Below are 14,103 nucleotides of genomic sequence, written 5' to 3' on the forward strand. Positions count from 1 at the left end.
TCTTTCAGCATTAGTTTTCGGGGCGAAGCAACGCTTATTCTGTTCACTATTCGAAAATAAATCGTTTATATAAAAATTATTCATAATGCAAGGTTATTAAAGCCTTATTCGTGCGTAAATAAATTTCTTGCATTGTGGATAAAAGGTACGGAAAGAAGGTGCGAAAAGAAGGTGCGGAATTGGCAGGTGGCGGCAGAAAGTTTACATGGGAGTAAAGGAAAGGTCGGATGCGCGCGATAAAACGGCAAAAACTTTACAGCGGCGTAAAGAAACGGTCGGATTAAGGCGATAAAACGGCAAAAACTGTGCAGCTGCGTAAAGGAAAAGTCGCGAAAGAGCGAAAAAACGGCAGAAAGTTTACAAGGGTGCAGCAGAAAGCGCAGACAGGATGTGCAGACAGGAGGCGAAGAGCACAAAATTGTTATAAAAAGGTTTATAGGTCAAAAAAAACTTAGTCTAGCGCACCTTTTAGCACACTAGACTAAGTAATTCACAGTAAAATCGACTCAACGATCAACCAGTAAGCTAAAGCCCAAATGATTCATCGCTGAATCAGCTTTTAGCTTAGTGACGGATCTTGCGAAGAGCAGCACCCATGCCAGCAAGCACAGAAGCAGCAACAGCAGCCATAGCTACAGCAGCACCGGTCTTAGCTAAACCAGCAGCAGCGGCACCGTTTGCACCAGCGGCAGCACCGTTAGCATTGTTGTTCTGCTGAGCAGAAGCCTTGGTATCCTTACCCTGCTTAGCAGCAGCCTCAGCAGCCTTAGCTTCCTTACCAAACTTACCGCTCATAGCAGAAGCATAAGCATGCTTCAAACCAGGAACAGCTGGAACCTTTGGATCCAAAGGATCAGAAGTCACAACTGGTGGCAACAAAGCTGGGTTCACACCAGCAGCAACAGCCTCATTGTAAACATCCTTGTAAGTCTGCAAAGCCTTATTATAAGCAGCTACAGCAGCCAAATCCTTTGCCAAAGCATCATCATAAGCAGCCTTAGCCTTAGCAAGAGCAACAGTTGCACGCTTAAGATGAGCCTCAGCACGATCTGCTGCATCACGCAAACGAGTCTCAGTAGCAGAATCATTCACGCCAGAAGCCAAGAATGCATTGAGCTTTCCATTAGCAGCACTGAATGCATCCATGCGAGCATTGTACTCAGCAATAGCAGCAACCAAAGCCTTATAAGCATCATTGAAATTCTTCTTAGCAACAGCAAGCAAATCATCCTTGTTGTCCAAGTTCATCTTAGCAAGACGAACCTTGTTAATAAGAGCCCTCTTAATCTGATCCTCAGTTGGATCTGGAACTGCGCAGTTCTCCAATACGTTCTTAGCATCGAGATACTTAGCAAGAAGATCATTTACCTTAGTCTGCTGAGCTTCCTTAGCCCTAGTCTCTGTAACGTTAGCATTGAAAGCATCAACATATGCCTTAGCTTTTACATACACATCGTACGGAGCAGCAGAAGCAGCAGTAGGCTTAAGAGCAATCAAACCAGTAGTAGCATCAGGAGTTAAATTAATCCAAGTAGTAATAACAACTAGAGGCTGTTCTGGCTTAGGAGTTACAGTCATACCATCAAGAACAGCCTTAGCATCAGTATAAGCTTTGTAAGCAGCATCAGCAGACGTCTTAGCAGCGCTCTTGAATGGAGCAGGATCTGGGCATGCAGCCATTGCTGGAGCAGCAAAAGCGAAACCAGAGAGGAGGGTGGCGCCAGCAGCGAATGCGGCGATAGCCTTCTTATTCAACATAATATTTTCCTTTCTTCTTCTCCTTCGCACTAGGGTATGCGAAGAAAAATTTGCCATTTGCGGTTTCCCGCTCGTACCAGTGAACTAGGGATTCAACCGGTAACTGAGTTAAAACTTACCGCAAGCTCTCAGAAAACTCAACACTAAAATTCAGGTTTCTCAGCATCAAAAATACAAAAATCTTGATAAATATTCGTTATATTCATTGAAAAGCAGAAATATTTACGACATTTTTCTGTATTTTTTAATAAAAATTACGCGACACGCCATATACTGGATTTTTTTAACGTTTTTTCAGCTTTCTTTAAGGTTTGAGTTTTGCGATTTCTTTAAATGCCTTATAAAAACAACAAAAAAACGCAATATTTAAGCATCGGCACGCTTTATTTAAACATAGCAAAATTTGTTTAAACATCGACACACTTGAAGCAAAACCAAACAGAAAAACCAAAAATGCCCGAGTAAACAACTCACTCGGGCATTAAAATCATCAGCGCGCAAAATTAAACTTTGCAAAAATATTCGCAAAAATACTAATCAAGCAAATCGTCAGAATCTCCAGAACTCACTAAATCGTCAGCATTAGACGCATCAAGAACATCTCGCTCATCAATAACAGGTGCCAAAACCAAATCCTTCACAAGCTCACGCGTACGAAGCTGAGAGTCAGCATCCAAACCATCGTCGGTAATAACAGTATCAACCTGATCAAAACGAGCAAATAGCGAAAGCGACGTACAACTCCATTTAGTATGATCCGTCAAAATAATCGTGCGATCCGCAATATCCATTAACGCCATATCCGTAGCAGCTTCCAAAGAATTTGGCATAAGGAATCCGCGAGGAAGAGACACAGAATGCGTGCCAAGAAAAACGGTATTCACACGAAGAGAAGCAACAACTTTATCTGCAATAGGCCCAACCAGCGAATTGGAACGCGTAATCACGCCACCGGTAACAATAACCTCGACATCCTTCGACTCTAAAGCTTGCACAAGCTCCGCAACAGGAATCGAATTAGTCAAAATCGTAATGCCAGAAGCCCTGCGCGACTCGAGCAAATGTTGCGCAAACACATAAGCAGTGGTACCGCCGCCAATAGCAATCACATCCCCCGGAGAAACATAATCCACAGCCAAACGCGCAATTGCATCCTTCAAACCAATATCCATTTGCGACTTTACAGAAAACAGCGGCTCCGAAAGCAAAGTATTAGTCGTTACAGCGCCGCCGTGAACGCGCTTTAAAAGCCCACGATCCGAAAGCTCTGCGATATCCCTGCGAACCGTCATAGCAGAAACGTTCAGTTCCTTAGAAAGCGCAGTAATGCGAACAGCACCACGCGTACGGAGACGGCTTAAAATCAAATGTTGACGCTGTGAAGAAATCATACGAACATTATCGCACACGTAAACGCAAAAAACAAACGTAATTGAGCGTTTCAGGGCATTAAAACGAAAAGAACGCACATTTTGTTGTCAAGCAAAGCAAGTTTTATGAAAAATCGCACAAAAACGAACGCGTACTAAGGAAGAAAACGCACAAACTACGGCAAGAAAAAAACGCACAAAATACACTAAGTAATAGCGCATATAACAATAATGCCCTACTATATAAATATGTATTACGTTTCTGAACACTCATTGCACAATGTCGTCAATAAAGCAACGACCGACCTTTTTACATTCTCATACAAACACATTATTAAACCGCATTTTGTTTTTAACATTCCTCCAGACGAAGCGCATGATCGCATGATTAATTTTTGCAAATTTAGCGAACGCACTCCTGGATTAATGTGGCTTCTTCGCGAAATGCTTAACTACACAGACCCAGTGCTAGAAACTAACGTTATGGGTGTGGATTTTGCAAATCCGTTTGGCTTAAGTGCAGGACTGGATAAAAACTGCCAAATGGCGACCGTACTAGACAACGCCGGCTTTGGTTTTGAAACAGTTGGCTCTACCACAAGCCGACCATGCGAAGGAAATCAAAAACCTTGGTATCATCGCCTTCCAGAATATGACTCTATTCTTGTACACGCAGGACTAGCAAACGATGGCAGCGAAGCCGTTGTTGCACGAGCCGAGAAAGCCTGGACGCACGCAAAATCTATGAATATGTCTATTTCTATTGCGCGCACAAACGACGACTTAGTTGGCGATTTGGAAGAAGGAATTGAAGACTACCATATTTCTATGGAACGTGCAGCTGGAAAAAGCTCAATAATTGAAGTAAATATTTCATGCCCGAACACGCGTGTGGGTGAACCATTTAGTCAGCCGGAAGCACTTGACAAATTATTCACCGATCTTGACACTATTAAGCGACCTCAGCCAACGTTAGTTAAGATGCCGCTTAATTTGCACGGTGGTTGGGAACAGTTCAAATCTTTGCTTGACGTACTTGCCGAACATAAAGTTGACGGAGTAAGTATTGCGAACTTGCAAAAGAATCGCGCAGGACTTGATGTTCCGGAAGATTGGCAAGGAGCACTTTCTGGAGGTCCTACCTACAGCGCAAGCAACGAGCTTATTCGACGCACGCGCAAAGCTTTTGGTAAACGTTTTGCTATTGCAGGCATTGGCGGAGTATTTACGCCAAAGCAAGCATATGAGAAGATTCGCTCAGGTGCTGATTTGGTTATGTTTATTACGTCACTTATGTACAGAGGACCGCAGCAAATCACAACGCTGAAACGCGGACTTGCGGATCTTTTGAAACGCGACGGCTTTGAGCATGTTACAGACGCAGTTGGTGCGGATTTGAACTAGTACAGTGCGTATTTGCGCTAAAAATGACCCTTACTTTGCTCACAATCAAGTAGCATAAGTAAGGGTCTATTTGTAAGGAACAGCACAAAACAACTTAGTATTTAGTAAGTTAACTAGCAATTACGAGTTAACAAATACCATTTAGTAATTATCAGTTTCTGAATTACTATAGTCGTCGCGACGAGCAGTGCCGTACTGATCTTGCGTGTTCTTTTGTTTCTTAGCTTCTTCCTGCTGTTCTTGTGCTGCCTGCTTTCTAGCGTCTTCATCTCGCTTCTGCTGATCAGTTTTAACAGTATTTTTAGGCATGCCAGGCAGAGTTCCACCGGCAGTGTACTTTGGATCAGGCTTGCCATAATCGTTGTCAACAGGAATGTTAGCAGCTTTCAAATAGTCATTCATAAACTGTTTCCACGCTGGCGTTGCAATATACATACCATACCAAGCTGCCATTGTACGACCGTTAATAGTCATGCCATTAAAGCTTTTTTGTGATTCGGCGTTACCAACTGCCACAAACGAAGCAACTTGATACGGCACAAAACCAGCTGTAGTCATGTAGTACTGTTCGTTAGTACCAGTTTTTGCGAAAGTCTTGCGACCACCATCAAGTTGGGTAGTTGAAGCCTCGCCGCCAGGTTGCACAACACCCTGATTCAGCGCATAAGCAGCAGTTTGAGCAATTCCCTTTGGAATTGCTTGATGGCAATGCGCACTAGGAACTTTCAAACGCTTACCGTTTTTGTCAACAACTCGCTTAATAGCAATAGGATCGCATGCCACGCCATCAGCGCCAAGAGTTGCATACACATTCGCCACAGTTAAAGGCGAAGCTTGCACAGAACCAATCGTCATAGGCGGATTAAGCGAGTTAGCAGAATACACGCTTTCCTGACCAAGAGGCGAATTATGGTAGCCGAGTATGCGAGCAGCATCCGCTATAGAGCACAGCTTAATTTGCTGAGCCATAGAAGCCTGAGTGGTGTTATGCGAGCGCACAAGACCTTGCAAAGGAGTTTCCGGATTAATTGTGCCACCACCAGAGTTTTGAACCGACCAACTACCAACTCCGCGGAATTTGCTGCAATTAAAATCAGCATTGTTATAAAGCATAGAAGTGCGAAGAGGCTGATTAATTGACTTTCCAGCAAGCATCCACGCAACCATATTAATTGGCTTCCACGTAGAACCAATCTGCCAACCAAGACCGCCACCATCGCGCTCATCTACAGCATAGTTCAAAGCCGTATGCGTAGGATCTGATTTTGCAGCATCCGTAGCATCATAAATACGATTGCTGCCAAATGCCAAAACTTCACCAGTTCCAGGCTTAATTGCCGCAATTGAAACTTCAAAACCGCTCTTATCGTTTACAGGAATCGTATCTCTAGCAGCTTTCATAGCAGCCTTGCTGGCGCGCAAATCCATAGTTGTGTAGATATCAAGACCACCCTCAGTAAGCAACTTTTCGCGCATGGCAGCAGTTTTACCAAACTCGCGAGAATGCAAAATTTTCTTCGTTACATAATCGCAGAAGAATGCTGCATCACCTGCAGCTTGGCATCCAATCTTAGAAACTTCCCTCTGTATGTTAAGAGTGCTTTTAAGAGGAATAGCAACAGCGGAATCATGCTCGCTCTTAGTAATAAAACCTTGACGAAGCATTAAATCAAGTACAATATTGCGCTGCTTTTGCGCTTCAGGCTGATTTGCTTCAATAGAAGGATCGTAACGCGAAGGATTCTTTGTAATTGCAGCAATAGTTGCCGATTGCACAAGATTAAGTTTTGCAGCGCTCGTATTGAAGTAGCGATGAGCTGCAGTTTCTACGCCGTAAATATTATTGCTACCGAACTGCGCAATATTTAAATATCCCTGCAAAATCTCAAGTTTAGAGTATTTTTTCTCCATTTGAATTGCAATAAGCATTTCGCGCAATTTACGAGCAATAGTGCCTTCAGAAGCGTGATACTCAGCTAAAGGATCGTTATTTTCGCGAGCTTTAATCATAAGCACATTTTTTACATATTGCTGAGTTAAGGAAGAGCCACCTTGCATATCTCCCTTTTTAACGAATGTTTGCACGAATGCGCGAATAACACCTTGCATATCTACGCCGGAATGCTCAAAGAATCGACGGTCTTCACGAGCAACCATTGCTCGCTGCATATATTGCGATATGCGTCGGAGCGGCACTACAGTGCGGTTTTGAGCATAAAAAGTTGCAATAATAGTTTTGCCATCAGAAGCGTAAAGTCGCGATTTTTGCGGCAAAGCAGTTACATCAAAATCGATGCCGTCAACGCGAAGTGAAGGTACTACTGTTTTCACTATGCTATTCACGCTCATTACGCCAGGAACAAACATAATACTTGCTGCAACACCTCCTGCAACACACAAAGTGATGTAGGTAAGGAACAGTGCTAGCACACGGCGAACAGTCAGTGAATTCTTTTTCGGCATGCGTACTATTCTAAAGGTTTGCCTCTACTTGAAAACTGGCATCATAAACATTCGCACTTTAACGCTCAGCTCGACGAATAAGCATGCCAGGCTTATAAATAATAATTGACCTGCCTTGGCGCATAATCCAGCCTCTGTTTGCAAAATCCATAAGTGCTTTGTTAACTGTTTCGCGTGAAGAGCCAACAAGTTGCGCAAGCTCTTCTTGCGTTAAATCATGCGGCACAAGCAAGCCATCGCTCATAGGCTCGCCAAATCTTGAAGCTAAATTCAGCAAAGTCTTCGCTAAACGAGCAGGAACATCCATAAAAACTAAGTCGGAAATTCGCTCATTATTTGCTCTCATGCGCGCTGCAAGCACTTGAAGCATATCTACTGCAACGCTAGGGTGATTGTTTAGCCAATGGAATAACACGTCATTTTCTAGCCATAAAACTCTAGTATTGTTGGTAATAGATATTGCTGAAGCTGTACGAGGACCGCCGCTAGGATCAAAAACGGGAATTTCGCCTAGAATTTCGCCAGGAGTGTGAATACTTAACAATTGCACACGATTGTCGTTTGAATGACGAACTAATTTTACTCTTCCACGCTCAAGCAAGTACATTCGATGGTCAGTATCGCCTTCATTAAAAATTGCCGAACCTTTTTTAAATGTCGATTCTTGCAAATACTGCATCAATTCTTTTACTTGATCAGCTGGAACTTGCTTAAACAATGCGGTATGTTGCAGTGAAAATTCATCGCTGTCAACGCTGAGTGTTGCCATTGCTGCTCTACCCCTTCATTAAGCAATAAGTAGATATCTCCATTGAACTACCTGTATGCGGATGAGCGCAAACGCAAACGAAAAGCGTAAGCGAAAAACGCACATCACCTGACCTATGATATCACGAAAGACGAGGAAACGACATTTACTTTACGCCGTTGTAAAGTTTCTGCCGCTTTTTAGCATGCAAACGACCGTTTTTTTTACAACGCAGTAAAGTTTCTGCCGCCTTTTAGCACACAAACGACATTTACTTTACAACGCAGTAAAGTTTCTGCCGCTTCCGACTAACTATTTACTCCCATAACATGCAAGCACCATGCGTTTTCATAAGCTAACTCCTGCCATTGCCTGTACCTGCCAGAAGTGCCACCGTGACCACCGTCAGTTTCAATACGAGCAATTGCATCAACCCCAGAAGCTTGCAATTTAGCGAGCCATTTCAAAGGTTCCGTAACAAGCACGCGCGTGTCGTGAATAGACGATGTGATTAAGATTTTCGGAAAATCAGCTAACTTCTTGCGACCATCTTCCGTTTTTGCGCAAGGCACATTTTCGTAAGGAGTATACGATTTCATATAAGCATAAGCTTCAGAATCATCGAGCGGATTGCCCCACTCATCCCACTCTGTTACAGTAAGCGGCAAAGAAGAGTCGAGCATAGACGTAAGAGCATCTACAAAAGGCACGTCTGCTTCAATTCCTGCATAACATTCCGGAGCCATATTTGCTATAGCACCCATAAGCAAGCCTCCTGCTGAACCACCGTTTGCAACAGTATGGCAAGCAGAAGCAAAACCAGCATTTTGCAAAGCACGCGTGGCATCAACAAAATCTTCAAAAGTATGCTTTTTATTAACACGCCTACCCTGTTCATACCACGCGCGACCCATTTCACCGCCGCCTCGCACATGCACTTGCGCATATAACACGCCGCGATCCAGCAAACTCAAGCGACCGACAGAAAAAGTAGGGTCTGAACTAACTTCATACGCTCCATAACCAGTAATAAACATTGAGTCAGTTTTAGAAATTTTATCCGGACGCCACACAAGCGATACTGGCACACGCTCACCATCTCGAGCAGTAATCCAAACGCGCTTTTCAGCATAATTGTGCTCATTAAATTCGCCTAAAATTTTACCTTGCTTGAGCAGCACATCTTCGCCTGTTAAAGGATCCAACTCGCGAAGTTGACCTAAAGTTGCGTAACTGCCAAAAGCGTAACGCATACGCGGAGCTTCGTACGAAGGATTTCCAGTCATAGAAATACTAAATAAGCGATTATTGTTGATTTCTTCTTGTGAAATATTTGCGAGCGCAGCACGTGATTCGGCTTGCGCTTGATCCGCAAGTTGATCCGTAAGTTGAGAAGAAAATTGATCCGTAGGTTGATCCGTAAATTGATTCGCAAGCTGGGAAGAAAGCGGTCGCACTTCGCAAAAACGCCACGGTTTTGCTTGCAAAAAATCTTCAACAGCGCGCTTCTTGCTCATTACAGCCAAATGCGGCAAACCTTGAGAACGGTAAGCTAGTGCCACATAATTTTTGTACATTGACAATCCGCTTATGCTCAATCCAACTGCATTTTGCAATATTTCAGGATTTTGAGGCGAATTATAAGGCTTTGTAATAGGCTCACTTCCGGCACCTTGTTGCCAAGCATCTCCCTGCTCGCAACCATAAGGAGAACCCGACGCAACACATACTCCATCCGAAAGCTTATACGTTACATGCTCATCAAACTTGCCGGAATTTCCTCTCATATCAATAATGTCAATTTCAAAATTAGGATTTTTAGCGTTATGGCACACAATCGCAATTGGAATATCTTCACCATTTTCGCCAGCATTCTCAAAGCAAGCGAAAGAAATATCGTATTCCACCCCCTCAACCGGCTCAATAACCATACGGAATTCGCCTTCAGGATTGCTCAAAGGAAGCATAAGCACGCGCGATGTAGTCTTTGAACTACTACTGATCATCATGTATCGTTCGTCAAAACTTTCATACACGTCAACAAAAAATCGCTCGTCAGTTTCTTCAAAAACTTTTACATCATTAGAAACGTTAGTGCCAACCTTATGCCTCCAAACCTGATAAGGACGCCAAGCATCATCAAGCTTTACATAAAACACCCATTTTCCATCTGGAGAAAGTGAAGCAGAAGCAAGATTTTCCCACGATTCTTCTAACTGCGACCAAGAACATGTTTTTGTAGAAAAGTCACGAATAAAATAGTTAAAGCGTTCATCACCTTGAGTGTCGACACCGTACAGCATTCGCAAACCGTCGGTGCTCAAATCCATTCCACCGACTCTAAAGAACTTGCCACCAGAGTGCTCAGATTCAAGGTTTGCATCAAATAAAATTTCTTCACCATCAGTTGTGCCAGGTTTTGCAGAATTGTCGATAGTTGGCGGATTCCAATCGTCACTATTTTCGACTTTCATACGGCATTGCACAGCGTATTGTTTGCCTTTTTCAGTGCGCACGTAATACCAGTAATTATTCATGCGCACAGGAACAGACATGTCTGTTTCTTGAACTCTTGAGCGCAACTCGTCAAATAATGTAGAACGCAAGTTTGCTAAGTGCTTTACACGCTGTTCAGTATAAGCATTTTGACTATTGACGTATTCCATAAGCTTAGGATTATTGCGATCTTTCATCCAAGCATATTCGTCTATATAAGTGTCGCCATGGAATTCACGTGCCGACGGTATGCGTTCTGCCGCTTTTGGCTTTGCAAAATCTTGATTATTCATAGCTACACCTCTTTTAATTTTCATTAAGTATTTTCTTCAGCTCTTATATATTAGTAACGAAATATTTTCTGCAATTCTTTAATATTACAAAATTATTTTGCAATTATTTTATACTATTTCGCAATCGCTTCCTCTATAAACGGAAGCATTACTTTAGCTAAATCTTTGCCTTGAGGAGCTGCAAAAAATGGCACGCCTTGCAAAGTACCAGCAGCACCTTCTGCTTCAATTATGCGCATTTGAGCATCATCAAAATCATCAATATCACCAGAAAACTCGTTAGCATTATGTAATTTTTCGATCGCCATAGTAGGAATTTCTTGCGCATCTTCACACGCAGTATCAAGAGCATCCGAAAAAACATACGCACGTTTAGATGCACTTAAAGCAACAGCAAAATCACGAGATAATTTACGACGAAAATCCTCAACAGTAGCACGCTTACGCAATTGCCTAATACCTACTGCAAGCACACGACCTGGATGCTTACGAATAATATTCGCATACGTTAAAGGATCCTTTTGACCATCATCGCCAATAAGCACAAAACGCATGCCAGGAAAATCATCCATAAGTTGAGTTGCAAATTCTAATTTATGCTGCGGTCCGTTTGGAATAAAAGTTTTAGGACGCGGATCCAAATCACGAAGAAGAAGAGGACCCTCAGGAAACTTTTCGCGATCAATAAAGTGACGAATTGAAGCCTCAACATTCCACGGAGAAGTAGAAAGATAGAAAAATGGAATATCGTCACGCAAACGCTCTAAAGACTGGAAAAACTCAGACATTCCAGCAACTGGCGAACGATGAGCAGGATTCATAATAAGCAAATTATAAGCAGCGCGAATTGGCGAAGGCGCTTGAGTAACCATAATAGTGTCGTCAACGTCCGAAATAACACCAACAGGAACATTTGCATCAATAGCAAATAAACTCGCTTTTACAGGCTCACGGTCACTAACAGAATACGAAACAACGTGACGACCAGGCTCTAAAGCGCGTTCGGTAATTAAATCTAAATACCCTGCACGGTCAGAAATACAGTACTCTGCACTACCATCGCGTGAACCTTCAGGCTTATCGTATATTTCAGAATCGCCAATTTGAGCTGTTTCTACAGGAATACCGTCAATAGACAAAGCCACGCGCACACGCACAGCAGGAACAACAAGCATCGCATAAATTCCGCGTTTTAGAGCAGAATGATGACCAAGCTTTGGAGCATACACAGTTCTGCAAATCAAGCGAGCATATCTATGCGTTCCATACCCAATATATGGCTCAACACTTGGAAACCAGCCAAAACGACGAGCAACACGACCAGCAAGACGCATCCACATGCCGACAATAGACGTAACGAGCCTGCGACCAAAACGCACAAGCAATGGCTTATTGTCAATACGCTCAGCTTTAGAAGGAGCGTCAAACAATGTTGCCGTAACATGCACAGGAATTGGCGCACTGCTAATCCGTCTAGACGCCACTAATTGCGGAGTAGATTGTGGGCTTTGCACATACTCAAGATTAGAACGCGCAGAAAGCGAAAGTCCTTCGGCGCGTTCATCTTTGTTAAGTGAGTTACCCACAGATTCGCTCATTCGCGTACCGGACCATCCGGAGTCGTGCCAACAATTTGCACAATAGTGCCACGTGGACAATTTTCAAAAATCCAGCGAGCATCCTGCTCATACATGTTTATGCAACCATGAGAGCCGTGATTTGCAGCATCGCCAGTTGCAATACCCTTATAATTCCAAGAAGCAGTGTGGAAACCTTCTCCACCATGGTAATAGCTAACCCAACGCACTCCAGGAGAGAAGTAAGGAGAGCCATCGCCATTCCTACCGCGCATATCTTGTGAAGCATAACGCAAGTAAATAAAGAATGTACCAGAAGCTGAATCATCGGCACCGCGCTTACCTGTGCAAACAGGGAATGTTTTTACAAGTTCATCATTCCTATAAACAGAAGCCGTTTGGGTTGTTTTGTCAACAACAATGCGCATTTCAACAAGCTTCTTTTCAACGGTAAACTTAGTGATTTTTGAAGGAACAGACATCTTGAAATCATTGCCATTGCGCAAAGATTCTACAGCCTTTTTCGCAATACTATCGGAATAGCTAATTTCAACACCATTAGAACCTTTAAGTGTTGTGAAAATAAACTTGCCTTCTTTATTGACTGCATCTTCCTGATTAATCTTTTGCTGATTAAGCTCTTTTGGAAGAACTTGAGACAAATAATAATCTGCTTTATCTGCATCAATTGTGTAAGAAAGCTTACGGCGAGTCGTATCTGCTTTTATACTGATCCAAGACGCAATCGCTTCTTTTGGAACCGTAAAATCTTTACCGTCACCGTTATTAAACGTGATTTTTTTCTCAAGAAGTTTATTTAAATCATCTACAAGTTTCTGCGCTGCATCAAGCTTAATAGGAGCGTCAGTGCGTCGAGATGTAACAGAAACTTTTACTGTTTTACCAGGGTGAGCAATTAACTTTTTTACTGCTTCACGAACAGACATAGTTTCTATAGTGCGACCAGGTATACCATCCTCTACCTTGTAAGATTCAGAATCCTTGTCGAAAACTGCACTATAAGGTACAGCGCGATCCTTCTCACGAATAAACTTATGCAATAAGTACGAATCCAAAGCAGAATCATCACGTACAGCTTTCAAGCTCACGGTTTGATGAACCCAAGGCATAATACGAGTAAATAAATTATCTCGCTTAGCATTCATAATAGCTTTTACAGTTGCGTTCTTATCAATCTTGACACCAAGTTGACTCAAATCTGCATCAACACTATTGCCTTGATCGTCACTAATTACTAATTCGCTATGGTCCACAGCATTCTGAACAGTCTTGCTTACAGAATCTTCCTGATAGCCAGTGAGATTGCGCGTAATAGAAGCATCACCAAAATCAACACCTGGAGCAACTCGATTGTTGAAATACAAATGAAGTGCAAAAAATGCTGCAGCTAACAAAATAACAAAAATAAGAAGCGAATACATCAACGCCAATGCGGAACGGTTCGCACGATGTTTCTTTGCTTTCGGCTCTACTACTCTAAATGAATCGGTTGCAGTTGAATCGGCAGGAGTTGCATTTGCATACATGCCATAAGATGTAGCATTATTGCCAAACACATTCTTCTTATTACCGGCAATATCTTCAACGATATCGTCAACAATGTCTCCAGAAGTATCTTCTTCATCGGCGACTTCGCCTAAATTATCAGCAAGAGTTCCCTCATAATTAACAGAATTATCAGCCATTTGATCTTCTACATGACTTTGAGGAACCTGCATAAAAGCAACAGTATCGTCACTAGCATCATCAGGCATATTACTAGATGTAATATTGAAGGATTCATCTCCCTCAAAATTTTGCTGTAATTCAGCCATATTCAAAACCTCTGCTCAATAATTGTATGCGACAGACACGCTTGCACAGTTTACCACTAGCGACGCACGAAATTAGTATTAGCGAAACATGAGAGCATAACTGGTTACATAACTAGCTATATAACTAGCTAAATATTTAGTACAGAATTAATGCGAATA

At 42.6% G+C, this 14,103-nt stretch carries 8 protein-coding genes; 1 reads left to right on the forward strand and 7 read right to left on the reverse strand.

Going from position 1 to position 14,103, the window contains the following annotated elements; genetic code table 11:
* Nucleotides 1-564: 564 nt before the first annotated feature.
* Nucleotides 565-1,758, reverse strand: a complete 1,194-nt coding sequence (locus HXT43_RS04635) for a hypothetical protein (RefSeq protein ID WP_116442599.1) — start codon at nucleotides 1,756-1,758, stop codon at nucleotides 565-567.
* Between the two features lie 533 nt (nucleotides 1,759-2,291).
* A complete protein-coding gene (locus HXT43_RS04640; RefSeq protein WP_004105415.1) occupies nucleotides 2,292-3,149 on the reverse strand; it encodes a DeoR/GlpR family DNA-binding transcription regulator in 858 nt (285 codons plus the stop codon).
* Between the two features lie 228 nt (nucleotides 3,150-3,377).
* Here HXT43_RS04640 and HXT43_RS04645 point away from each other — a divergent pair, with 228 nt between their 5' ends.
* Entirely contained in the window at nucleotides 3,378-4,532 is a 1,155-nt protein-coding gene (locus tag HXT43_RS04645; RefSeq protein ID WP_004105417.1) for a quinone-dependent dihydroorotate dehydrogenase, read from the forward strand.
* Nucleotides 4,533-4,673: 141 nt separating this feature from the next.
* Here HXT43_RS04645 and HXT43_RS04650 read toward each other — a convergent pair whose 3' ends face one another.
* The 5 genes from HXT43_RS04650 to HXT43_RS04670 form a co-directional block, all read right to left on the reverse strand.
* Complete coding sequence (locus HXT43_RS04650; protein ID WP_174143438.1) at nucleotides 4,674-6,995, reverse strand: transglycosylase domain-containing protein; 2,322 nt, start codon at nucleotides 6,993-6,995, stop codon at nucleotides 4,674-4,676.
* A 58-nt stretch (nucleotides 6,996-7,053) separates the two neighbouring features.
* Nucleotides 7,054-7,764, reverse strand: coding sequence for a Crp/Fnr family transcriptional regulator (locus tag HXT43_RS04655; protein ID WP_004105425.1), 711 nt, complete (start codon nucleotides 7,762-7,764; stop codon nucleotides 7,054-7,056).
* Between the two features lie 287 nt (nucleotides 7,765-8,051).
* Entirely contained in the window at nucleotides 8,052-10,556 is a 2,505-nt protein-coding gene (locus HXT43_RS04660; protein ID WP_415707215.1) for a S9 family peptidase, read from the reverse strand.
* An 89-nt stretch (nucleotides 10,557-10,645) separates the two neighbouring features.
* The gene (locus HXT43_RS04665) at nucleotides 10,646-12,130 is read right to left on the reverse strand and encodes an App1 family protein (protein ID WP_415707216.1); all 1,485 of its coding nucleotides are present in this window, start codon (nucleotides 12,128-12,130) and stop codon (nucleotides 10,646-10,648) included.
* Nucleotides 12,127-13,944 carry a L,D-transpeptidase gene (locus HXT43_RS04670; protein ID WP_112928497.1) on the reverse strand — a complete coding sequence of 606 codons (1,818 nt, stop codon included), beginning with the start codon at nucleotides 13,942-13,944 and terminating at the stop codon, nucleotides 12,127-12,129. The genes HXT43_RS04665 and HXT43_RS04670 overlap by 4 nt, the downstream gene beginning before the upstream one ends.
* Nucleotides 13,945-14,103 lie beyond the last annotated feature (159 nt).

It is taken from the genome of Gardnerella sp. DNF01195 (assembly GCF_049244175.1).
Classification (GTDB): domain Bacteria; phylum Actinomycetota; class Actinomycetes; order Actinomycetales; family Bifidobacteriaceae; genus Bifidobacterium; species Bifidobacterium leopoldii.

Bases quoted from the DNA above. Each gene is read 5' to 3' on its own strand.
- HXT43_RS04635 (WP_116442599.1), bottom strand. From the start codon at position 1,758: ATGTTGAATAAGAAGGCTATCGCCGCATTCGCTGCTGGCGCCACCCTC.
- HXT43_RS04640 (WP_004105415.1), bottom strand. From the start codon at position 3,149: ATGATTTCTTCACAGCGTCAACATTTGATTTTAAGCCGTCTCCGTACG.
- HXT43_RS04645 (WP_004105417.1), top strand. From the start codon at position 3,378: ATGTATTACGTTTCTGAACACTCATTGCACAATGTCGTCAATAAAGCA.
- HXT43_RS04650 (WP_174143438.1), bottom strand. From the start codon at position 6,995: ATGCCGAAAAAGAATTCACTGACTGTTCGCCGTGTGCTAGCACTGTTC.
- HXT43_RS04655 (WP_004105425.1), bottom strand. From the start codon at position 7,764: ATGGCAACACTCAGCGTTGACAGCGATGAATTTTCACTGCAACATACC.
- HXT43_RS04660 (WP_415707215.1), bottom strand. From the start codon at position 10,556: ATGAAAATTAAAAGAGGTGTAGCTATGAATAATCAAGATTTTGCAAAG.
- HXT43_RS04665 (WP_415707216.1), bottom strand. From the start codon at position 12,130: ATGAGCGAATCTGTGGGTAACTCACTTAACAAAGATGAACGCGCCGAA.
- HXT43_RS04670 (WP_112928497.1), bottom strand. From the start codon at position 13,944: ATGGCTGAATTACAGCAAAATTTTGAGGGAGATGAATCCTTCAATATT.